The 26,740-nt window shown below is 65.9% G+C and carries 1 protein-coding gene (only partly in view); it reads right to left on the bottom strand.

Translation table 11 applies throughout. From position 1 onward, the window contains the following. Positions 1 to 26,740: the 5' portion of a non-ribosomal peptide synthase/polyketide synthase gene (locus tag ACSQ20_RS20175; protein ID WP_436023561.1), read on the bottom strand. The gene continues 10,673 nt to the left of window position 1, outside the view; the window shows 26,740 of its 37,413 coding nt (coding positions 1-26,740); it begins with the start codon at positions 26,738 to 26,740; its stop codon lies beyond the left edge, outside the window.

Raw genomic sequence — 26,740 nt, 5'->3', positions numbered from 1 at the left:
CCTCCGCGCTCGCGCTCACCCGCGAGAGCAGCGCCGCCCACGCCAGGTGATGCACGCTCGCCGCACTCACCCCAAGCGCGCGCGCCTGCGCTCTCAAGCGCACACTCAAGCCCGCGCTCACGCTCAGCCTCGCCTCTTCGATCGCTTGCCCATCTCCCTGCACATCGCTCAGCCCGTACGGCAGCGTCGGCTCGCTCACCGCCCCCAACATCTCCCGGAAGTACGCCTCGTGCTCCTGCTCGCTCACGCCCCCCCGCGCCTGCGCCACGAAGTTCCTAAACGGCAGCGCCCTCGGCAGCTTCGCCTGCTCGCCCAGCAAGTGCGCCCCCACCTCCTGACGCACCACCTCCAGCGCCGTGTGGTCCATCATCAAGTGGTGAAACAGCAGCAACAGCACCCACCCTGGCCCATCCTCCCGCTGCGCGACGAACGCTCTCATCAGCGGCGCGCATCTCACGTCCAGCCGATAGCGCCTCGGATCGAAGCGCTCGCGCAACTGCTGCTCCACCTGCCCAGCGGCTGCCTCCAGCTCCACCTCCTGCACCTGCAGCGGCGCTCGACGCCACACCACCTGCACCGGCTGCGACAAGCCCTCCCACATCACCGCCGTGCGCAACACGTCGTGACGCTCGATCACCGCCTCCAGCGCCCTCACCCAACCCGCCAAGCGCTCCCGGCTGTCAAAGCGCATCAGCGCGGGCATCACATACGCATCGCCTTGCTGCTCCATCAGGTGATGAAACAAGATCCCCTCTTGCAGCGGGGCCAGCCCATAAATGTCCTGTACGTTGCCCACCCCGCCCGGCACCGTCTGTACGATCCGATCGATCTCCTGCTGACTCAGCTTGACCAGCGGCACCATCTGCGGCGTGATGTGCTCGCTCTCGAGCGTGATCAGGTTGGCCGGCACCTCCACCTCCTGGCTGCGCCCGTCTACGCTGCGCGCCAGCTGCGACAATGTCGGCGCTGCAAACACCGCCCTCACGTCCGTGTGCAGCCCGGCGCGGCGCATGCGCTCGATCAGGCTGACCGCCAGCAGCGAATGTCCACCCAACTCGAAGAAGTTGTCCTCCCGGCCCACCCGCGCCACGCCCAGCAACTCCGTCCACAGCTTGGCCAGTTCAATCTCCACCGGCCCTTGCGGCTCGACGTGCTCCCGGCGCGCATAGGCCTCGTCATGCGGCGCCGGCAGCGCTCGGCGATCCAGCTTGCCGTTGGCCGTCAGCGGCAGTGCCTCCAGCGCCACGTACGCCGCCGGCACCATGTACTCCGGCAGCTGCTGCCGGATGTAGGACTGCAACGCTTGAACGTCCAGTTCTTCTCGTGCCGTCGCTTGTGCTGCACCCCGCGTGTAGTACGCCACCAGCCGCTTGCCGCCCGCGCCGTCCTCGCGCGCCAGCACCACCGCTTCGCGGATGCTCGGGTACTGCTGCAAGCACGCCTCGATCTCCCCCAACTCGATCCGATAGCCACGCAGCTTCACCTGCTGGTCGTTGCGCCCCAGGTACTCGATCGTGCCGTCCGCACGCCAACGCCCCACGTCCCCCGTGCGGTACATCCGCGCGCCCGCTTGCTCACTGAACCGATCCGCCACGAACCGCTCGCCGCTCAACTCCGCCCGCTTCAAATACCCCCGCGCTACCTGCACCCCGCCAATGTGCAGCTCGCCTGCCACCCCCACCGGCACCGGCTCGCCTCGCTCATCCAGAATGTAGATCCGCGTGTTCGCGATCGGCCCGCCAATCGGTGGCCGTCCCTCATCAGCTTCGCATTCATACAACGCCGCACATACCGTCGTCTCGGTCGGCCCATACGCGTTGAACAAGCGAGGCCGATGGCCCGGACGACTAAACCACGCTGCCATCGCCCGCTCGCCCGGCGCCTCTCCACCAATCGTGATCCGGCGCACGCTCGCTGGAATCGGCGCACCGGCGTCAAGCGCAAGCCCTTCCCAGAACAACGCCGGCAGGCTCAACGACGTCACACCATTTGCCTCGCATAGCGACCAGAAACGCTGCGCCCCCGCTACCCACGCCTCGCTACGCATGACCAGCGTTGCACCTGCCGTCAGCGTGCTCAGAACGTCTTCCGCACATACGTCGAACGCTACCGCCACAAACTGCAGTACCCGGTCATCCGCTCCCAGTTCATAGCGGCGCTGCAATGTCGTTACCTCGTTGACTATCGACCGGTGCTCGACCATCACTCCCTTGGGCTGGCCTGTCGAGCCCGAGGTGTAAATCACGTACGCCAGGTGATGCGGTTGTACCTGGACATCGCTCAGCGCCTCGCCACGCTCGTGCGCCCACCGCCACGCCTCGGTCTGCACGTTCACCACCGGCGCGCTCACTGCCTCGAGCAGCTCACCCCACCTCTGGCTCACCGACTCGTCCGTGAGTACCACCACCGGCTCGCTATCGGCCAGCATGTACCGCAGCCGCTCCTCCGGGTACCCAGGATCGAGCGGCACATACGCCCCGCCCGCCTTCAGGATCCCCAGCAGCCCCACCACCATCTGTGGACCGCGCTCCATCCACAGCGCCACCCGTTCTTCCGGTTTCACCCCGAGCTTGCGCAGATGCCGCGCCAGCCGGTTCGAGTGCGCCTCCAGCTGCGCGTAGCTCAGCGTGTGCTCCTCATAGACCACCGCCACCGCCTGCGGCGTGCGCGCGGCCTGCGCCTCGATCAGCTCATGAATGCAACGCGCCGGCCCGTACGCTTGTCCCGTCTCGTTCCACCCATGCACCACCTGCTCGCGCTGCGCCTCATCCAGTACCTCCAGCGTGTGCACCGCCCGCTGCGGCGCCTCCTCCAGCGCCCGTACCACCTCCTCCAGTGCGCGCTCCATCATCGCGCACACACGCCCCGCATCGGCCGGCGCGCTCACCTGCGCGGTCAGCTCAAACCCCTCTCCTAGATCGTCCACCGACAGCCCGAACGGGTAATTCGTGCGCTCCTCGCTGGGCACCACCTCCAACCCTTCCCACGCCCTCGCGTCTAGCGCTTCATCCACCACGCTGTGACGGTAGTTCAGCAGCGCACTGAACAGCGGCATCGGTTGCGCCACCGCGCTGCAGCGCTGCGCCAGCGCCAGCGGCGCATGCTCGTGACGCAGCAGCTGCGTGAGCTGCTCGTGCGTCTCGCGCACCGCCTGCCTCACCCCTCGCCCATCCACGCTCACCCTCAACGGCAGCGTGTTGATGAACAGCCCCAGCACCCGATCCGAGCCCTCCCCACCCTGCAGCCGACCAAACAACACCGTGCCGAATACCACCTCCGCGCTCGCGCTCACCCGCGAGAGCAGCGCCGCCCACGCCAGGTGATGCACGCTCGCCGCACTCACCCCAAGCGCGCGCGCCTGCGCTCTCAAGCGCACACTCAAGCCCGCGCTCACGCTCAGCCTCGCCTCTTCGATCGCTTGCCCATCTCCCTGCACATCGCTCAGCCCGTACGGCAGCGTCGGCTCGCTCACCGCCCCCAACATCTCCCGGAAGTACGCCTCGTGCTCCTGCTCGCTCACGCCCCCCCGCGCCTGCGCCACGAAGTTCCTAAACGGCAGCGCCCTCGGCAGCTTCGCCTGCTCGCCCAGCAAGTGCGCCCCCACCTCCTGACGCACCACCTCCAGCGCCGTGTGGTCCATCATCAAGTGGTGAAACAGCAGCAACAGCACCCACCCTGGCCCATCCTCCCGCTGCGCGACGAACGCTCTCATCAGCGGCGCGCATCTCACGTCCAGCCGATAGCGCCTCGGATCGAAGCGCTCGCGCAACTGCTGCTCCACCTGCCCTGCGGCTGCCTCCAGCTCCACCTCCTGCACCTGCAGCGGCGCTCGACGCCACACCACCTGCACCGGCTGCGACAAGCCCTCCCACATCACCGCCGTGCGCAACACGTCGTGACGCTCGATCACCGCCTCCAGCGCCCTCACCCAACCCGCCAAGCGCTCCCGGCTGTCAAAGCGCATCAGCGCGGGCATCACATACGCATCGCCTTGCTGCTCCATCAGGTGATGAAACAAGATCCCCTCTTGCAGCGGGGCCAGCCCATAAATGTCCTGTACGTTGCCCACCCCGCCCGGCACCGTCTGTACGATCCGATCGATCTCCTGCTGACTCAGCTTGACCAGCGGCACCATCTGCGGCGTGATGTGCTCGCTCTCGAGCGTGATCAGGTTGGCCGGCACCTCCACCTCCTGGCTGCGCCCGTCTACGCTGCGCGCCAGCTGCGACAATGTCGGCGCTGCAAACACCGCCCTCACGTCCGTGTGCAGCCCGGCGCGGCGCATGCGCTCGATCAGGCTGACCGCCAGCAGCGAATGTCCACCCAACTCGAAGAAGTTGTCCTCCCGGCCCACCCGCGCCACGCCCAGCAACTCCGTCCACAGCTTGGCCAGTTCAATCTCCACCGGCCCTTGCGGCTCGACGTGCTCCCGGCGCGCATAGGCCTCGTCATGCGGCGCCGGCAGCGCTCGGCGATCCAGCTTGCCGTTGGCCGTCAACGGCAGTGCCTCCAGCGCCACGTACGCCGCCGGCACCATGTACTCCGGCAAGCGCTCGCGCACGTGCGATTGCAGCGACTGGACCTCGTCCTCTTGGTCTTGGTGCTCGGTGCCTTGTCCTTCGCTCCGCGTGTAGTACGCCACCAGCCGCTTGCCGCCCGCGCCGTCCTCGCGCGCCAGCACCACCGCTTCGCGGATGCTCGGGTACTGCTGCAAGCACGCCTCGATCTCCCCCAACTCGATCCGATAGCCACGCAGCTTCACCTGCTGGTCGTTGCGCCCCAGGTACTCGATCGTGCCGTCCGCACGCCAACGCCCCACGTCCCCCGTGCGGTACATCCGCGCGCCCGCTTGCTCACTGAACCGATCCGCCACGAACCGCTCGCCGCTCAACTCCGCCCGCTTCAAATACCCCCGCGCTACCTGCACCCCGCCAATGTGCAGCTCGCCTGCCACCCCCACCGGCACCGGCTCGCCTCGCTCATCCAGAATGTAGATTCGCGTGTTCGCGATCGGCGCACCGATCGGCACCGTGCTGCCGTCCCACCCGCTGGGCGCCGTCCACGCTGTCACGTCCACCGTCGCCTCGGTCGGCCCGTACAGGTTGTGCACCTGCACCCACGGCATCTGCGCCTGCACCCGCTTGAGCAACCCCGCAGGCAAGGCCTCGCCGCTGCAGATCACCCGACGCACACTGCGACACCGCTGCGCCTGTCCGGACTCCAGGAACGCACTGAGCATCGACGGCACGAAGTGCAGCGTGCTCACCTGCTCACGATCAATCACCTCTCCCAGATACCCCGGGTCCTGATGTCCGCCCGCGCGCGCCAGCACCAGCGTCGCACCCTGCTGCAGCGTCCAAAACAACTCCCACACCGACACGTCGAAGCTCACCGGCGTCTTGTGCAGCACCTTCTCCTGCGCTTGCAGCCCGTACGCCTGCTGCATCCACTGCAAGCGGTTATCGACCGACCGGTGCTCGACCATCACCCCCTTGGGCTGGCCCGTCGAGCCCGAGGTGTAAATCACGTACGCCAGGTGATGCGGTTGTACCTGGACATCGCTCAGCGCCTCGCCGCGCTCGTGCGCCCACCGCCACGCCTCGGTCTGCACGTTCACCACCGGCACCGTGACCGCCTCGAGCAGCTCGCCCCACCTCTGGCTCACCGACTCGTCCGTGAGCACTACCACCGGCTCACTATCGGCCAGCATGTACCGCAGCCGCTCCTCCGGATACCCAGGATCGAGCGGCACATACGCCCCGCCCGCCTTCAAGATCCCCAGCAGCCCCACCACCATCTGTGGACCGCGCTCCATCCACAGCGCCACCCGTTCTTCCGGTTTCACCCCGAGCTTGCGCAGATGCCGCGCCAGCCGGTTCGAGTGCGCCTCCAGCTGCGCGTAGCTCAGCGTGTGCTCCTCATAGACCACCGCCACCGCCTGCGGCGTGCGCGCGGCCTGCGCCTCGATCAGCTCATGAATGCAACGCGCCGGCCCGTACGCTTGTCCTGTCTCGTTCCACCCATGCACCACCTGCTCGCGCTGCGCCTCATCCAGTACCTCCAGCGTGTGCACCGCCCGCTGCGGCGCCTCCTCCAGCGCCCGTACCACCTCCTCCAGTGCGCGCTCCATCATCGCGCACACACGCCCCGCATCGGCCGGCGCGCTCACCTGCGCGGTCAGCTCAAACCCCTCTCCTAGATCGTCCACCGACAGCCCGAACGGGTAATTCGTGCGCTCCTCGCTGGGCACCACCTCCAACCCTTCCCACGCCCTCGCGTCTAGCGCTTCATCCACCACGCTGTGACGGTAGTTCAGCAGCGCACTGAACAGCGGCATCGGTTGCGCCACCGCGCTGCAGCGCTGCGCCAGCGCCAGCGGCGCATGCTCGTGACGCAGCAGCTGCGTGAGCTGCTCGTGCGTCTCGCGCACCGCCTGCCTCACCCCTCGCCCATCCACGCTCACCCTCAACGGCAGCGTGTTGATGAACAGCCCCAGCACCCGATCCGAGCCCTCCCCACCCTGCAGCCGACCAAACAACACCGTGCCGAATACCACCTCCGCGCTCGCGCTCACCCGCGAGAGCAGCGCCGCCCACGCCAGGTGATGCACGCTCGCCGCACTCACCCCAAGCGCGCGCGCCTGCGCTCTCAAGCGCACACTCAAGCCCGCGCTCACGCTCAGCCTCGCCTCTTCGATCGCTTGCCCATCTCCCTGCACATCGCTCAGCCCGTACGGCAGCGTCGGCTCGCTCACCGCCCCCAACATCTCCCGGAAGTACGCCTCGTGCTCCTGCTCGCTCACGCCCCCCCGCGCCTGCGCCACGAAGTTCCTAAACGGCAGCGCCCTCGGCAGCTTCGCCTGCTCGCCCAGCAAGTGCGCCCCCACCTCCTGACGCACCACCTCCAGCGCCGTGTGGTCCATCATCAAGTGGTGAAACAGCAGCAACAGCACCCACCCTGGCCCATCCTCCCGCTGCGCGACGAACGCTCTCATCAGCGGCGCGCATCTCACGTCCAGCCGATAGCGCCTCGGATCGAAGCGCTCGCGCAACTGCTGCTCCACCTGCCCTGCGGCTGCCTCCAGCTCCACCTCCTGCACCTGCAGCGGCGCTCGACGCCACACCACCTGCACCGGCTGCGACAAGCCCTCCCACATCACCGCCGTGCGCAACACGTCGTGACGCTCGATCACCGCCTCCAGCGCCCTCACCCAACCCGCCAAGCGCTCCCGGCTGTCAAAGCGCATCAGCGCGGGCATCACATACGCATCGCCTTGCTGCTCCATCAGGTGATGAAACAAGATCCCCTCTTGCAGCGGGGCCAGCCCATAAATGTCCTGTACGTTGCCCACCCCGCCCGGCACCGTCTGTACGATCCGATCGATCTCCTGCTGACTCAGCTTGACCAGCGGCACCATCTGCGGCGTGATGTGCTCGCTCTCGAGCGTGATCAGGTTGGCCGGCACCTCCACCTCCTGGCTGCGCCCGTCTACGCTGCGCGCCAGCTGCGACAATGTCGGCGCTGCAAACACCGCCCTCACGTCTGTGTGCAGCCCGGCGCGGCGCATGCGCTCGATCAGGCTGACCGCCAGCAGCGAATGTCCACCCAACTCGAAGAAGTTGTCCTCCCGGCCCACCCGCGCCACGCCCAGCAGCGCCGTCCACAGCTTGGCCAGTTCAATCTCCACCGGCCCTTGCGGCTCGACGTGCTCCCGGCGCGCATAGGCCTCGTCATGCGGCGCCGGCAGCGCTCGGCGATCCAGCTTGCCGTTGGCCGTCAACGGCAGTGCCTCCAGCGCCACGTACGCCGCCGGCACCATGTACTCCGGCAAGCGCTCGCGCACGTGCGATTGCAGCGACTGGACCTCGTCCTCTTGGTCTTGGTGCTCGGTGCCTTGTCCTTCGCTCCGCGTGTAGTACGCCACCAGCCGCTTGCCGCCCGCGCCGTCCTCGCGCGCCAGCACCACCGCTTCGCGGATGCTCGGGTACTGCTGCAAGCACGCCTCGATCTCCCCCAACTCGATCCGATAGCCACGCAGCTTCACCTGCTGGTCGTTGCGCCCCAGGTACTCGATCGTGCCGTCCGCACGCCAACGCCCCACGTCCCCCGTGCGGTACATCCGCGCGCCCGCTTGCTCACTGAACCGATCCGCCACGAACCGCTCGCCGCTCAACTCCGCCCGCTTCAAATACCCCCGCGCTACCTGCACCCCGCCAATGTGCAGCTCGCCTGCCACCCCCACCGGCACCGGCTCGCCTCGCTCATCCAGAATGTAGATCTGCGTGTTCGCGATCGGCGCACCGATCGGCACCGTGCTGCCGTCCCACCCGCTGGGCGCCGTCCACGCTGTCACGTCCACCGTCGCCTCGGTCGGCCCGTACAGGTTGTGCACCTGCACCCACGGCATCTGCGCCTGCACCCGCTTGAGCAACCCCGCAGGCAAGGCCTCGCCGCTGCAGATCACCCGACGCACACTGCGACACCGCTGCGCCTGTCCGGACTCCAGGAACGCACTGAGCATCGACGGCACGAAGTGCAGCGTGCTCACCTGCTCACGATCAATCACCTCTCCCAGATACCCCGGGTCCTGATGTCCGCCCGCGCGCGCCAGCACCAGCGTCGCACCCTGCTGCAGCGTCCAAAACAACTCCCACACCGACACGTCGAAGCTCACCGGCGTCTTGTGCAGCACCTGCTCCTGCGCTTGCAGCCCGTACGCCTGCTGCATCCACTGCAAGCGGTTATCGACCGACCGGTGCTCGACCATCACCCCCTTGGGCTGGCCCGTCGAGCCCGAGGTGTAAATCACGTACGCCAGGTGATGCGGTTGTACCTGGACATCGCTCAGCGCCTCGCCGCGCTCGTGCGCCCACCGCCACGCCTCGGTCTGCACGTTCACCACCGGCACCGTGACCGCCTCGAGCAGCTCGCCCCACCTCTGGCTCACCGACTCGTCCGTGAGCACTACCACCGGCTCACTATCGGCCAGCATGTACCGCAGCCGCTCCTCCGGATACCCAGGATCGAGCGGCACATACGCCCCGCCCGCCTTCAAGATCCCCAGCAGCCCCACCACCATCTGTGGACCGCGCTCCATCCACAGCGCCACCCGTTCTTCCGGTTTCACCCCGAGCTTGCGCAGATGCCGCGCCAGCCGGTTCGAGTGCGCCTCCAGCTGCGCGTAGCTCAGCGTGTGCTCCTCATAGACCACCGCCACCGCCTGCGGCGTGCGCGCGGCCTGCGCCTCGATCAGCTCATGAATGCAACGCGCCGGCCCGTACGCTTGTCCCGTCTCGTTCCACCCATGCACCACCTGCTCGCGCTGCGCCTCGCTCAGCAACTCGATACGCTCCACCTCCTGCGCATCGTCGGCTACCATCGCCTCCAGCATCGCCTTCAAATACCCCAACTGACGCTCGATCGTCTCCCGATCGAACAGCGCCTGCGCATAGTTCAGGCTCCCCCCTATGCCACCACCTTCCTCTTCCCTCAGGCTCAAGCTCTGATCAAACTGCGCGCCCGTTTGCTCCAACCGCAAACGCGCCACCTCCAGACCCTTGAGCTTGACCTGCTCGGCTCGCGTGTTGTCCCACGCCAGCAGCAACTGGAACACCGGACTGTGCCCCAGCGATCGCGCCGGATTCACCGCCTCCACCACCTGCTCGAACGGCACCTCCTGACGGCTTTGCCCTTGCACTGTCGTCTCGTGCACTCGGCGCACCAACTGCTCCACCCGCACCCCTTCGCTCACCTCGATGCGCAGCGCCAGCAAATTCACAAAAAACCCGATCAGCCCCTCCGTCTCCGCCCTCGAACGATTCGCCACCGGCGTGCCTATCACCACCTCCCGCTGTCCGCTCAAGCGCGATACCACCGCCGCCCACGCCGTCAACACCACGACGTACAGCGTCGTCCCATGACGCCGCGCCAAACCCTTGAGCCCCTGCACCAACCCCGCCTCGAGCTGCACCCCAACCTGCGCTCCCGCGTAGTCGCGCTGCGCCGGCCTCGCTCGGTCCGTCGGCATCTCCACCAACTGCGGCGCTCCGCTCAACTGCTCTCGCCAATACGCCAGTTGCTCCGACAGCGCCTGCTCATGCAGCCAGCGCCTCTGCCACACCGCATAGTCCCCATACTGGATCGGCAACGCCTCGAGCTCCGCCTCCCGACCCTCGCTGTACGCCTCGTACAGGCGACCTAGCTCATCGATCAACACCCCCATCGACCACCCGTCCGACACGATGTGGTGCATCGTCACCAGCAGCACGTGATCCTCTTGCCCAACCCTGAGCAGCCGCCCCCGGATCAACGCGCCTCTCGACAGCTCAAACTCCTCTTGATACTCCTGCTGCGCGTGATGCCATACCTGCTGCTCATCGCTCAGCTCGTAGCGCCTGAGCGCAAAGCTCGCCTGCGCCTCGATGCGTTGCACCGGTACGCCTTGCTCCACCTCGAAGCGCGTACGCAATGCCTCATGACGCATCACGATCTCGTCCAATACCGCCTGCAGAACCTCCTCGCGCAGCGCCCCTCTCAGCCTCACGCCTCCCGCAACGTGATACGCCGCGCTCGCGCGCCGGTCCATCTGCGCGATAAACCACAGCCGTTGCTGCGCATACGACAGCGGTGCCACCTCCCGCTCGCTCCTCGCTTCGATCGGTGGCACACCCACGTTCGGCGCTTCGATCAGGGACTGCGCCAGCTCCCAAAGCATCGGCTTGCCGAATACTTCCCGCAGCTCCATCTCCCGACCCATGCGCGCTCGAATACGCGAGGCCAGTTGCACCGCCAGCAGCGAATGTCCACCCAACTCGAAGAAGTTGTCCTCCCGGCCCACCCGCGCCACGCCCAGCAACTCCGTCCACAGCTTGGCCAGTTCAATCTCCACCGGCCCTTGCGGCTCGACGTGCTCCCGGCGCGCATAGGCCTCGTCATGCGGCGCCGGCAGCGCTCGGCGATCCAGCTTGCCGTTGGCCGTCAGCGGCAGTGCCTCCAGCGCCACGTACGCCGCCGGCACCATGTACTCCGGCAGCTGCTGCCGGATGTAGGACTGCAACGCTTGAACGTCCAGTTCTTCTCGTGCCGTCGCTTGTGCTGCACCCCGCGTGTAGTACGCCACCAGCCGCTTGCCGCCCGCGCCGTCCTCGCGCGCCAGCACCACCGCTTCGCGGATGCTCGGGTACTGCTGCAAGCACGCCTCGATCTCCCCCAACTCGATCCGATAGCCACGCAGCTTCACCTGCTGGTCGTTGCGCCCCAGGTACTCGATCGTGCCGTCCGCACGCCAACGCCCCACGTCCCCCGTGCGGTACATCCGCGCGCCCGCTTGCTCACTGAACCGATCCGCCACGAACCGCTCGCCGCTCAACTCCGCCCGCTTCAAATACCCCCGCGCTACCTGCACCCCGCCAATGTGCAGCTCGCCTGCCACCCCCACCGGCACCGGCTCGCCTCGCTCATCCAGAATGTAGATCCGCGTGTTCGCGATCGGCCCGCCAATCGGTGGCCGTCCCTCATCAGCTTCGCATTCATACAACGCCGCACATACCGTCGTCTCGGTCGGCCCATACGCGTTGAACAAGCGAGGCCGATGGCCCGGACGACTAAACCACGCTGCCATCGCCCGCTCGCCCGGCGCCTCTCCGCCAATCGTGATCCGGCGCACGCTCGCTGGAATCGGCGCACCTGCGTCAAGCGCAAGCCCTTCCCAGAACAACGCCGGCAGGCTCAACGACGTCACACCATTTGCCTCGCATAGCGACCAGAAACGCTGCGCCCCCGCTACCCACGCCTCGCTACGCATGACCAGCGTTGCACCTGCCGTCAGCGTGCTCAGAACGTCTTCCGCACATACGTCGAACGCTACCGCCACAAACTGCAGTACCCGGTCATCCGCTCCCAGTTCATAGCGGCGCTGCAATGCCGTTACCTCGTTGACTATCGACCGGTGCTCGACCATCACTCCCTTGGGCTGGCCCGTCGAGCCCGAGGTGTAAATCACGTACGCCAGGTGATGCGGTTGTACCTGGACATCGCTCAGCGCCTCGCCACGCTCGTGCGCCCACCGCCACGCCTCGGTCTGCACGTTCACCACCGGCACCGTGACCGCCTCGAGCAGCTCGCCCCACCTCTGGCTCACTGCCTCGTCGGTCAGGACCACCACCGGCTCACTATCGGCCAGCATGTACCGCAGCCGCTCCTCCGGATACCCAGGATCGAGCGGCACATACGCCCCGCCCGCCTTCAGGATCCCCAGCAGCCCCACCACCATCTGTGGACCGCGCTCCATCCACAGCGCCACCCGTTCTTCCGGTTTCACCCCGAGCTTGCGCAGATGCCGCGCCAGCCGGTTCGAGTGCGCCTCCAGCTGCGCGTAGCTCAGCGTGTGCTCCTCATAGACCACCGCCACCGCCTGCGGCGTGCGCGCGGCCTGCGCCTCGATCAGCTCATGAATGCAACGCGCCGGCCCGTACGCTTGTCCCGTCTCGTTCCACCCATGCACCACCTGCTCGCGCTGCGCCTCGCTCAGCAACTCGATACGCTCCACCTCCTGCGCATCGTCGGCTACCATCGCCTCCAGCATCGCCTTCAAATACCCCAACTGACGCTCGATCGTCTCCCGATCGAACAGCGCCTGCGCATAGTTCAGGCTCCCCCCTATGCCACCACCTTCCTCTTCCCTCAGGCTCAAGCTCTGATCAAACTGCGCGCCCGTTTGCTCCAACCGCAAACGCGCCACCTCCAGACCCTTGAGCTTGACCTGCTCGGCTCGCGTGTTGTCCCACGCCAGCAGCAACTGGAACACCGGACTGTGCCCCAGCGATCGCGCCGGATTCACCGCCTCCACCACCTGCTCGAACGGCACCTCCTGACGGCTTTGCCCTTGCACTGTCGTCTCGTGCACTCGGCGCACCAACTGCTCCACCCGCACCCCTTCGCTCACCTCGATGCGCAGCGCCAGCAAATTCACAAAAAACCCGATCAGCCCCTCCGTCTCCGCCCTCGAACGATTCGCCACCGGCGTGCCTATCACCACCTCCCGCTGTCCGCTCAAGCGCGATACCACCGCCGCCCACGCCGTCAACACCACGACGTACAGCGTCGTCCCATGACGCCGCGCCAAACCCTTGAGCCCCTGCACCAACCCCGCCTCGAGCTGCACCCCAACCTGCGCTCCCGCGTAGTCGCGCTGCGCCGGCCTCGCTCGGTCCGTCGGCATCTCCACCAACTGCGGCGCTCCGCTCAACTGCTCTCGCCAATACGCCAGTTGCTCCGACAGCGCCTGCTCATGCAGCCAGCGCCTCTGCCACACCGCATAGTCCCCATACTGGATCGGCAACGCCTCGAGCTCCGCCTCCCGACCCTCGCTGTACGCCTCGTACAGGCGACCTAGCTCATCGATCAACACCCCCATCGACCACCCGTCCGACACGATGTGGTGCATCGTCACCAGCAGCACGTGATCCTCTTGCCCAACCCTGAGCAGCCGCCCCCGGATCAACGCGCCTCTCGACAGCTCAAACTCCTCTTGATACTCCTGCTGCGCGTGATGCCATACCTGCTGCTCATCGCTCAGCTCGTAGCGCCTGAGCGCAAAGCTCGCCTGCGCCTCGATGCGTTGCACCGGTACGCCTTGCTCCACCTCGAAGCGCGTACGCAATGCCTCATGACGCATCACGATCTCGTCCAATACCGCCTGCAGAACCTCCTCGCGCAGCGCCCCTCTCAGCCTCACGCCTCCCGCAACGTGATACGCCGCGCTCGCGCGCCGGTCCATCTGCGCGATAAACCACAGCCGTTGCTGCGCATACGACAGCGGTGCCACCTCCCGCTCGCTCCTCGCTTCGATCGGTGGCACACCCACGTTCGGCGCTTCGATCAGGGACTGCGCCAGCTCCCAAAGCATCGGCTTGCCGAATACTTCCCGCAGCTCCATCTCCCGACCCATGCGCGCTCGAATACGCGAGGCCAGTTGCACCGCCAGCAGCGAATGTCCACCCAACTCGAAGAAGTTGTCCTCCCGGCCCACCCGCGCCACGCCCAGCAACTCCGTCCACAGCTTGGCCAGTTCAATCTCCACCGGCCCTTGCGGCTCGACGTGCTCCCGGCGCGCATAGGCCTCGTCATGCGGCGCCGGCAGCGCTCGGCGATCCAGCTTGCCGTTGGCCGTCAACGGCAGTGCCTCCAGCGCCACGTACGCCGCCGGCACCATGTACTCCGGCAAGCGCTCGCGCACGTGCGATTGCAGCGACTGGACCTCGTCCTCTTGGTCTTGGTGCTCGGTGCCTTGTCCTTCGCTCCGCGTGTAGTACGCCACCAGCCGCTTGCCGCCCGCGCCGTCCTCGCGCGCCAGCACCACCGCTTCGCGGATGCTCGGGTACTGCTGCAAGCACGCCTCGATCTCCCCCAACTCGATCCGATAGCCACGCAGCTTCACCTGCTGGTCGTTGCGCCCCAGGTACTCGATCGTGCCGTCCGCACGCCAACGCCCCACGTCCCCCGTGCGGTACATCCGCGCGCCCGCTTGCTCACTGAACCGATCCGCCACGAACCGCTCGCCGCTCAACTCCGCCCGCTTCAAATACCCCCGCGCTACCTGCACCCCGCCAATGTGCAGCTCGCCTGCCACCCCCACCGGCACCGGCTCGCCTCGCTCATCCAGAATGTAGATCTGCGTGTTCGCGATCGGCCTGCCAATCGGTGGCGCCGTTTCCGCCGTGGGATCGCACACCTGCATCGTTGCGCAGACCGTCGCCTCAGTCGGCCCGTAAGCATTGATCAGTCGGCAACGTCCTGCCCACCGCCTCACCAACTCAGCACTGCAGGCCTCACCCGCCACAACCAGTGTGCGAAGCGTTTTCAGCTCGGCATCATCGGGCAAACTCGCCAACACCGCCGGCGGCAACGTCACGTGCGTGATGCCATACTCCCGGACCGCCGTCATCAATACTTGGCCAACCAGCGGTACTCCAGGTCGACTCAGAACTAGCTTGCCTCCATGACATAGCGCTGTCATGACCTCGGAAACGCACGCATCAAAACTCACCGATGCAAATTGCAATACTCGACTATCGACGTCAATTTCAAACTGCCGCGCCTGCGCGATGGCCAGATTGAACACCCCTCGGTGCTCGACCATCACCCCCTTGGGCTGGCCCGTCGAGCCCGAGGTGTAAATCACGTACGCCAGGTGATGCGGTTGTACCTGGACATCGCTCAGCGCCTCGCCGCGCTCGTGCGCCCACCGCCACGCCTCGGTCTGCACGTTCACCACCGGCACCGTGACCGCCTCGAGCAGCTCGCCCCACCTCTGGCTCACCGACTCGTCCGTGAGCACTACCACCGGCTCACTATCGGCCAGCATGTACCGCAGCCGCTCCTCCGGATACCCAGGATCGAGCGGCACATACGCCCCGCCCGCCTTCAAGATCCCCAGCAGCCCCACCACCATCTGTGGACCGCGCTCCATCCACAGCGCCACCCGTTCTTCCGGTTTCACCCCGAGCTTGCGCAGATGCCGCGCCAGCCGGTTCGAGTGCGCCTCCAGCTGCGCGTAGCTCAGCGTGTGCTCCTCATAGACCACCGCCACCGCCTGCGGCGTGCGCGCGGCCTGCGCCTCGATCAGCTCATGAATGCAACGCGCCGGCCCGTACGCTTGTCCTGTCTCGTTCCACCCATGCACCACCTGCTCGCGCTGCGCCTCATCCAGTACCTCCAGCGTGTGCACCGCCCGCTGCGGCGCCTCCTCCAGCGCCCGTACCACCTCCTCCAGTGCGCGCTCCATCATCGCGCACACACGCCCCGCATCGGCCGGCGCGCTCACCTGCGCGGTCAGCTCAAACCCCTCTCCTAGATCGTCCACCGACAGCCCGAACGGGTAATTCGTGCGCTCCTCGCTGGGCACCACCTCCAACCCTTCCCACGCCCTCGCGTCTAGCGCTTCATCCACCACGCTGTGACGGTAGTTCAGCAGCGCACTGAACAGCGGCATCGGTTGCGCCACCGCGCTGCAGCGCTGCGCCAGCGCCAGCGGCGCATGCTCGTGACGCAGCAGCTGCGTGAGCTGCTCGTGCGTCTCGCGCACCGCCTGCCTCACCCCTCGCCCATCCACGCTCACCCTCAACGGCAGCGTGTTGATGAACAGCCCCAGCACCCGATCCGAGCCCTCCCCACCCTGCAGCCGACCAAACAACACCGTGCCGAATACCACCTCCGCGCTCGCGCTCACCCGCGAGAGCAGCGCCGCCCACGCCAGGTGATGCACGCTCGCCGCACTCACCCCAAGCGCGCGCGCCTGCGCTCTCAAGCGCACACTCAAGCCCGCGCTCACGCTCAGCCTCGCCTCTTCGATCGCTTGCCCATCTCCCTGCACATCGCTCAGCCCGTACGGCAGCGTCGGCTCGCTCACCGCCCCCAACATCTCCCGGAAGTACGCCTCGTGCTCCTGCTCGCTCACGCCCCCCCGCGCCTGCGCCACGAAGTTCCTAAACGGCAGCGCCCTCGGCAGCTTCGCCTGCTCGCCCAGCAAGTGCGCCCCCACCTCCTGACGCACCACCTCCAGCGCCGTGTGGTCCATCATCAAGTGGTGAAACAGCAGCAACAGCACCCACCCTGGCCCATCCTCCCGCTGCGCGACGAACGCTCTCATCAGCGGCGCGCATCTCACGTCCAGCCGATAGCGCCTCGGATCGAAGCGCTCGCGCAACTGCTGCTCCACCTGCCCTGCGGCTGCCTCCAGCTCCACCTCCTGCACCTGCAGCGGCGCTCGACGCCACACCACCTGCACCGGCTGCGACAAGCCCTCCCACATCACCGCCGTGCGCAACACGTCGTGACGCTCGATCACCGCCTCCAGCGCCCTCACCCAACCCGCCAAGCGCTCCCGGCTGTCAAAGCGCATCAGCGCGGGCATCACATACGCATCGCCTTGCTGCTCCATCAGGTGATGAAACAAGATCCCCTCTTGCAGCGGGGCCAGCCCATAAATGTCCTGTACGTTGCCCACCCCGCCCGGCACCGTCTGTACGATCCGATCGATCTCCTGCTGACTCAGCTTGACCAGCGGCACCATCTGCGGCGTGATGTGCTCGCTCTCGAGCGTGATCAGGTTGGCCGGCACCTCCACCTCCTGGCTGCGCCCGTCTACGCTGCGCGCCAGCTGCGACAATGTCGGCGCTGCAAACACCGCCCTCACGTCTGTGTGCAGCCCGGCGCGGCGCATGCGCTCGATCAGGCTGACCGCCAGCAGCGAATGTCCACCCAACTCGAAGAAGTTGTCCTCCCGGCCCACCCGCGCCACGCCCAGCAGCGCCGTCCACAGCTTGGCCAGTTCAATCTCCACCGGCCCTTGCGGCTCGACGTGCTCCCGGCGCGCATAGGCCTCGTCATGCGGCGCCGGCAGCGCTCGGCGATCCAGCTTGCCGTTGGCCGTCAGCGGCAGTGCCTCCAGCGCCACGTACGCCGCCGGCACCATGTACTCCGGCAAGCGCTCGCGCACGTGCGATTGCAGCGACTGGACCTCGTCCTCTTGGTCTTGGTCTTGGCGCTCGGTGCCTTGTCCTTCGCTCCGTGTGTAGTACGCCACCAGCCGCTTGCTGCCCGCGCCGTCCTCGCGCGCCAGCACCACCGCTTCGCGGATGCTCGGGTACTGCTGCAAGCACGCCTCGATCTCCCCCAACTCGATCCGATAGCCACGCAGCTTCACCTGCTGGTCGTTGCGCCCCAGGTACTCGATCGTGCCGTCCGCACGCCAACGCCCCACGTCCCCCGTGCGGTACATCCGCGCGCCCGCTTGCTCACTGAACCGATCCGCCACGAACCGCTCGCCGCTCAACTCCGCCCGCTTCAAATACCCCCGCGCTACCTGCACCCCGCCAATGTGCAGCTCGCCTGCCACCCCCACCGGCACCGGCTCGCCTCGCTCATCCAGAATGTAGATCTGCGTGTTCGCGATCGGCCTGCCAATCGGTGGCGCCGTTTCCGCCGTGGGATCGCACACCTGCATCGTTGCGCAGACCGTCGCCTCAGTCGGCCCGTAAGCATTGATCAGTCGGCAACGTCCTGCCCACCGCCTCACCAACTCAGCACTGCAGGCCTCACCCGCCACAACCAGTGTGCGAAGCGTTTTCAGCTCGGCATCATCGGGCAAACTCGCCAACACCGCCGGCGGCAACGTCACGTGCGTGATGCCATACTCCCGGACCGCCGTCATCAATACTTGGCCAACCAGCGGTACTCCAGGTCGACTCAGAACTAGCTTGCCTCCATGACATAGCGCTGTCATGACCTCGGAAACGCACGCATCAAAACTCACCGATGCAAATTGCAATACTCGACTATCGACGTCAATTTCAAACTGCCGCGCCTGCGCGATGGCCAGATTGAACACCCCTCGGTGCTCGACCATCACCCCCTTGGGCTGGCCCGTCGAGCCCGAGGTGTAAATCACGTACGCCAGGTGATGCGGTTGTACCTGGACATCGCTCAGCGCCTCGCCACGCTCGTGCGCCCACCGCCACGCCTCGGTCTGCACGTTCACCACCGGCACCGTGACCGCCTCGAGCAGCTCGCCCCACCTCTGGCTCACTGCCTCGTCGGTCAGGACCACCACCGGCTCACTATCGGCCAGCATGTACCGCAGCCGCTCCTCCGGATACCCAGGATCGAGCGGCACATACGCCCCGCCCGCCTTCAGGATCCCCAGCAGCCCCACCACCATCTGTGGACCGCGCTCCATCCACAGCGCCACCCGTTCTTCCGGTTTCACCCCGAGCTTGCGCAGATGCCGCGCCAGCCGGTTCGAGTGCGCCTCCAGCTGCGCGTAGCTCAGCGTGTGCTCCTCATAGACCACCGCCACCGCCTGCGGCGTGCGCGCGGCCTGCGCCTCGATCAGCTCATGAATGCAACGCGCCGGCCCGTACGCTTGTCCCGTCTCGTTCCACCCATGCACCACCTGCTCGCGCTGCGCCTCGCTCAGCAACTCGATACGCTCCACCTCCTGCGCATCGTCGGCTACCATCGCCTCCAGCATCGCCTTCAAATACCCCAACTGACGCTCGATCGTCTCCCGATCGAACAGCGCCTGCGCATAGTTCAGGCTCCCCCCTATGCCACCACCTTCCTCTTCCCTCAGGCTCAAGCTCTGATCAAACTGCGCGCCCGTTTGCTCCAACCGCAAACGCGCCACCTCCAGACCCTTGAGCTTGACCTGCTCGGCTCGCGTGTTGTCCCACGCCAGCAGCAACTGGAACACCGGACTGTGCCCCAGCGATCGCGCCGGATTCACCGCCTCCACCACCTGCTCGAACGGCACCTCCTGACGGCTTTGCCCTTGCACTGTCGTCTCGTGCACTCGGCGCACCAACTGCTCCACCCGCACCCCTTCGCTCACCTCGATGCGCAGCGCCAGCAAATTCACAAAAAACCCGATCAGCCCCTCCGTCTCCGCCCTCGAACGATTCGCCACCGGCGTGCCTATCACCACCTCCCGCTGTCCGCTCAAGCGCGATACCACCGCCGCCCACGCCGTCAACACCACGACGTACAGCGTCGTCCCATGACGCCGCGCCAAACCCTTGAGCCCCTGCACCAACCCCGCCTCGAGCTGCACCCCAACCTGCGCTCCCGCGTAGTCGCGCTGCGCCGGCCTCGCTCGGTCCGTCGGCATCTCCACCAACTGCGGCGCTCCGCTCAACTGCTCTCGCCAATACGCCAGCTGCTCCGACAGCGCCTGCTCATGCAGCCAGCGCCTCTGCCACACCGCATAGTCCCCATACTGGATCGGCAACGCCTCGAGCTCCGCCTCCCGACCCTCGCTGTACGCCTCGTACAGGCGACCTAGCTCATCGATCAACACCCCCATCGACCACCCGTCCGACACGATGTGGTGCATCGTCACCAGCAGCACGTGATCCTCTTGCCCAACCCTGAGCAGCCGCCCCCGGATCAACGCGCCTCTCGACAGCTCAAACTCCTCTTGATACTCCTGCTGCGCGTGATGCCATACCTGCTGCTCATCGCTCAGCTCGTAGCGCCTGAGCGCAAAGCTCGCCTGCGCCTCGATGCGTTGCACCGGTACGCCTTGCTCCACCTCGAAGCGCGTACGCAATGCCTCATGACGCATCACGATCTCGTCCAATACCGCCTGCAGAACCTCCTCGCGCAGCGCCCCTCTCAGCCTCACGCCTCCCGCAACGTGATACGCCGCGCTCGCGCGCCGGTCCATCTGCGCGATAAACCACAGCCGTTGCTGCGCATACGACAGCGGTGCCACCTCCCGCTCGCTCCTCGCTTCGATCGGTGGCACACCCACGTTCGGCGCTTCGATCAGGGACTGCGCCAGCTCCCAAAGCATCGGCTTGCCGAATACTTCCCGCAGCTCCATCTCCCGACCCATGCGCGCTCGAATACGCGAGGCCAGTTGCACCGCCAGCAGCGAATGTCCACCCAACTCGAAGAAGTTGTCCTCCCGGCCCACCCGCGCCACGCCCAGCAACTCCGTCCACAGCTTGGCCAGTTCAATCTCCACCGGCCCTTGCGGCTCGACGTGCTCCCGGCGCGCATAGGCCTCGTCATGCGGCGCCGGCAGCGCTCGGCGATCCAGCTTGCCGTTGGCCGTCAGCGGCAGTGCCTCCAGCGCCACGTACGCCGCCGGCACCATGTACTCCGGCAAGCGCTCGCGCACGTGCGATTGCAGCGACTGGACCTCGTCCTCTTGGTCTTGGTCTTGGCGCTCGGTGCCTTGTCCTTCGCTCCGTGTGTAGTACGCCACCAGCCGCTTGCTGCCCGCGCCGTCCTCGCGCGCCAGCACCACCGCTTCGCGGATGCTCGGGTACTGCTGCAAGCACGCCTCGATCTCCCCCAACTCGATCCGATAGCCACGCAGCTTCACCTGCTGGTCGTTGCGCCCCAGGTACTCGATCGTGCCGTCCGCACGCCAACGCCCCACGTCCCCCGTGCGGTACATCCGCGCGCCCGCTTGCTCACTGAACCGATCCGCCACGAACCGCTCGCCGCTCAACTCCGCCCGCTTCAAATACCCCCGCGCTACCTGCACCCCGCCAATGTGCAGCTCGCCTGCCACCCCCACCGGCACCGGCTCGCCTCGCTCATCCAGAATGTAGATCCGCGTGTTCGCGATCGGCGCACCGATCGGCACCGTGCTGCCGTCCCACCCGCTGGGCGCCGTCCACGCTGTCACGTCCACCGTCGCCTCGGTCGGCCCGTACAGGTTGTGCACCTGCACCCACGGCATCTGCGCCTGCACCCGCTTGAGCAACCCCGCAGGCAAGGCCTCGCCGCTGCAGATCACCCGACGCACACTGCGACACCGCTGCGCCTGTCCGGACTCCAGGAACGCACTGAGCATCGACGGCACGAAGTGCAGCGTGCTCACCTGCTCACGATCAATCACCTCTCCCAGATACCCCGGGTCCTGATGTCCGCCCGCGCGCGCCAGCACCAGCGTCGCACCCTGCTGCAGCGTCCAAAACAACTCCCACACCGACACGTCGAAGCTCACCGGCGTCTTGTGCAGCACCTTCTCCTGCACTTGCAGCCCGTACGCCTGCTGCATCCACTGCAAGCGGTTATCGACCGACCGGTGCTCGACCATCACCCCCTTGGGCTGGCCCGTCGAGCCCGAGGTGTAAATCACGTACGCCAGGTGATGCGGTTGTACCTGGACATCGCTCAGCGCCTCGCCACGCTCGTGCGCCCACCGCCACGCCTCGGTCTGCACGTTCACCACCGGCACCGTGACCGCCTCGAGCAGCTCGCCCCACCTCTGGCTCACCGACTCGTCCGTGAGCACCACCACCGGCTCGCTGTCCCCCAGCATGTACTTGAGCCGCTCCTCCGGGTACCCAGGATCGAGCGGCACATACGCCCCGCCCGCCTTCAGGATCCCCAGCAGCCCCACCACCATCTGTGGACCGCGCTCCATCCACAGCGCCACCCGTTCTTCCGGTTTCACCCCGAGCTTGCGCAGATGCCGCGCCAGCCGGTTCGAGTGCGCCTCCAGCTGCGCGTAGCTCAGCGTGTGCTCCTCATAGACCACCGCCACCGCCTGCGGCGTGCGCGCGGCCTGCGCCTCGATCAGCTCATGAATGCAACGCGCCGGCCCGTACGCTTGTCCCGTCTCGTTCCACCCATGCACCACCTGCTCGCGCTGCGCCTCGCTCAGCAACTCGATACGCTCCACCTCCTGCGCATCGTCGGCTACCATCGCCTCCAGCATCGCCTTCAAATACCCCAACTGACGCTCGATCGTCTCCCGATCGAACAGCGCCTGCGCATAGTTCAGGCTCCCCCCTATGCCACCACCTTCCTCTTCCCTCAGGCTCAAGCTCTGATCAAACTGCGCGCCCGTTTGCTCCAACCGCAAACGCGCCACCTCCAGACCCTTGAGCTTGACCTGCTCGGCTCGCGTGTTGTCCCACGCCAGCAGCAACTGGAACACCGGACTGTGCCCCAGCGATCGCGCCGGATTCACCGCCTCCACCACCTGCTCGAACGGCACCTCCTGACGGCTTTGCCCTTGCACTGTCGTCTCGTGCACTCGGCGCACCAACTGCTCCACCCGCACCCCTTCGCTCACCTCGATGCGCAGCGCCAGCAAATTCACAAAAAACCCGATCAGCCCCTCCGTCTCCGCCCTCGAACGATTCGCCACCGGCGTGCCTATCACCACCTCCCGCTGTCCGCTCAAGCGCGATACCACCGCCGCCCACGCCGTCAACACCACGACGTACAGCGTCGTCCCATGACGCCGCGCCAAACCCTTGAGCCCCTGCACCAACCCCGCCTCGAGCTGCACCCCAACCTGCGCTCCCGCGTAGTCGCGCTGCGCCGGCCTCGCTCGGTCCGTCGGCATCTCCACCAACTGCGGCGCTCCGCTCAACTGCTCTCGCCAATACGCCAGCTGCTCCGACAGCGCCTGCTCATGCAGCCAGCGCCTCTGCCACACCGCATAGTCCCCATACTGGATCGGCAACGCCTCGAGCTCCGCCTCCCGACCCTCGCTGTACGCCTCGTACAGGCGACCTAGCTCATCGATCAACACCCCCATCGACCACCCGTCCGACACGATGTGGTGCATCGTCACCAGCAGCACGTGATCCTCTTGCCCAACCCTGAGCAGCCGCCCCCGGATCAACGCGCCTCTCGACAGCTCAAACTCCTCTTGATACTCCTGCTGCGCGTGATGCCATACCTGCTGCTCATCGCTCAGCTCGTAGCGCCTGAGCGCAAAGCTCGCCTGCGCCTCGATGCGTTGCACCGGTACGCCTTGCTCCACCTCGAAGCGCGTACGCAATGCCTCATGACGCATCACGATCTCGTCCAATACCGCCTGCAGAACCTCCTCGCGCAGCGCCCCTCTCAGCCTCACGCCTCCCGCAACGTGATACGCCGCGCTCGCGCGCCGGTCCATCTGCGCGATAAACCACAGCCGTTGCTGCGCATACGACAGCGGTGCCACCTCCCGCTCGCTCCTCGCTTCGATCGGTGGCACACCCACGTTCGGCGCTTCGATCAGGGACTGCGCCAGCTCCCAAAGCATCGGCTTGCCGAATACTTCCCGCAGCTCCATCTCCCGACCCATGCGCGCTCGAATACGCGAGGCCAGTTGCACCGCCAGCAGCGAATGTCCACCCAACTCGAAGAAGTTGTCCTCCCGGCCCACCCGCGCCACGCCCAGCAACTCCGTCCACAGCTTGGCCAGTTCAATCTCCACCGGCCCTTGCGGCTCGACGTGCTCCCGGCGCGCATAGGCCTCGTCATGCGGCGCCGGCAGCGCTCGGCGATCCAGCTTGCCGTTGGCCGTCAGCGGCAGTGCCTCCAGCGCCACGTACGCCGCCGGCACCATGTACTCCGGCAGCTGCTGCCGGATGTAGGACTGCAACGCTTGAACGTCCAGTTCTTCTCGTGCCGTCGCTTGTGCTGCACCCCGCGTGTAGTACGCCACCAGCCGCTTGCCGCCCGCGCCGTCCTCGCGCGCCAGCACCACCGCTTCGCGGATGCTCGGGTACTGCTGCAAGCACGCCTCGATCTCCCCCAACTCGATCCGATAGCCACGCAGCTTCACCTGCTGGTCGTTGCGCCCCAGGTACTCGATCGTGCCGTCCGCACGCCAACGCCCCACGTCCCCCGTGCGGTACATCCGCGCGCCCGCTTGCTCACTGAACCGATCCGCCACGAACCGCTCGCCGCTCAACTCCGCCCGCTTCAAATACCCCCGCGCTACCTGCACCCCGCCAATGTGCAGCTCGCCTGCCACCCCCACCGGCACCGGCTCGCCTCGCTCATCCAGAATGTAGATCCGTGTGTTCGCGATCGGCGCACCGATCGGCACCGTGCTGCCGTCCCACCCGCTGGGCGCCGTCCACGCTGTCACGTCCACCGTCGCCTCGGTCGGCCCGTACAGGTTGTGCACCTGCACCCACGGCATCTGCGCCTGCACCCGCTTGAGCAACCCCGCAGGCAAGGCCTCGCCGCTGCAGATCACCCGACGCACACTGCGACACCGCTGCGCCTGTCCGGACTCCAGGAACGCACTGAGCATCGACGGCACGAAGTGCAGCGTGCTCACCTGCTCACGATCAATCACCTCTCCCAGATACCCCGGGTCCTGATGTCCGCCCGCGCGCGCCAGCACCAGCGTCGCACCCTGCTGCAGCGTCCAAAACAACTCCCACACCGACACGTCGAAGCTCACCGGCGTCTTGTGCAGCACCTTCTCCTGCACTTGCAGCCCGTACGCCTGCTGCATCCACTGCAAGCGGTTATCGACCGACCGGTGCTCGACCATCACCCCCTTGGGCTGGCCCGTCGAGCCCGAGGTGTAAATCACGTACGCCAGGTGATGCGGTTGTACCTGGACATCGCTCAGCGCCTCGCCATGCTCGTGCGCCCACCGCCACGCCTCGGTCTGCACGTTCACCACCGGCACCGTGACCGCCTCGAGCAGCTCGCCCCACCTCTGGCTCACCGACTCGTCCGTGAGTACCACTACCGGCTCGCTATCGGCCAACATGTACCGCAGCCGCTCCTCCGGATACCCAGGATCGAGCGGCACATACGCCCCGCCCGCCTTCAGGATCCCCAGCAGCCCCACCACCATCTGTGGACCGCGCTCCATCCACAGCGCCACCCGTTCTTCCGGTTTCACCCCGAGCTTGCGCAGATGCCGCGCCAGCCGGTTCGAGTGCGCCTCCAGCTGCGCGTAGCTCAGCGTGTGCTCCTCATAGACCACCGCCACCGCCTGCGGCGTGCGCGCGGCCTGCGCCTCGATCAGCTCATGAATGCAACGCGCCGACGGGAACACTTTTCCGGTCGCGTTAAATCGACTTACCACCGTTATCCGGCCGTCCTCATCCAGCAATGGCAAACAATCAACCGGGCAATTTGGGTCTGCCATCGCGGCGCTCAGCATCACAGCCAAGCTTCTCTGTACGCTCTCGACCTGATGACGCTCCAATGCCCCCACATTGAAATTGAATTCGACGGTCACCTCACCGGACTTCTTATAGTTCCGAACATAAATACCAAGCGGATTTTGTTCAAACCCATGATGCATAACCACGAGCTCAGGCTCATACTCGCCAAGAAAAACATCCCCCGGAAAACTCTCAACCGACAACGACACATCAAATATTTGCCTGCGCCCTCGACTCAGTCCAAGTGGCCGATAAAGCTCCGACAGCGGAAGTCTTTGGTGCCGATAACAGCGCCTCAGCTCCCGTGAAACGTCCTGCATCGCTTGTGCGAAAGAACAGCGCTGATCCAATCGCACCGAAATCGGACTCATCGACGAAAGCATTCCAATTGCTTCTCGGAATCCAGCAATACCGCGATTGTGAACCGGACATCCAATTACTACCTCGTCACGCTCAAGCGTCCTTGCAAAATAGCAAATCAGCAAGGTGATCATCACTTGAACAACGGAACTCTCATGAAGACGAGCAAACGATTCGACACAGCCAAACGTGTCTCGCGGAATATGCCAGAGTACTTTCTCACTGCGGGATTTCACTAGCATATCCGGCACATAGTCAAACAGCGGCGCCGGTGCCTCACTAATTCGGTCTAGCCAGTATTTTCGATCCTGCGAAAACCGGGCCGACGAAAGGTAGTCCCTATCGCTTTCCAGGTATTTAAAATATGATCCAGATGAACTATCGAGCGGCAGTGACTCGCGTTTTACAATGCGATTGTAGGCATCAGAAACAGAATTGCCAAACAGCGACAGACCGGCACCATCGATAATCAGATGATGAAACCGAAACAGGATATATTGCTCCGCCTTTCGCGGCCGAACGACGTGCACTGACCACAACAAACCTCCGTACAAATCGAATGGCACTTCAAACAATTCATGAAGGTATTGCCACACATCAGAATCTGTTGACGTAGCTCGCGCGAAATCCTCTTCAACAACAGGGGCCTCTACAGCCGGAGAGATCCTCTGCGCAGGAAAATCATCGCTTTGATCCAGCGTCACGCGAAGTGCGTCGTTGCAGTTTGCGACGTGCTCGACCGCGCACCTAAATGACGCGAGATCGATCTCGCCGCGCACCGCCCATACGAAGCCAATATTGTAATAAGGCACATGAGGTGCCAGCATCTGATCCAGCCATACTGCCTTCTGCGTCGTAGCTAATTCATGGCTATGAGCGCCTGCATCAGCCCGTTGTCGATCTATTACTGCTCCCCCTGCATCCTGATTGGCTTGATTTTTCAT

The organism is Trinickia sp. LjRoot230 (assembly GCF_964253315.1).
Classification (GTDB): domain Bacteria; phylum Pseudomonadota; class Gammaproteobacteria; order Burkholderiales; family Burkholderiaceae; genus Trinickia.
This window is presented reverse-complemented; position numbering and strand designations above follow the sequence as displayed.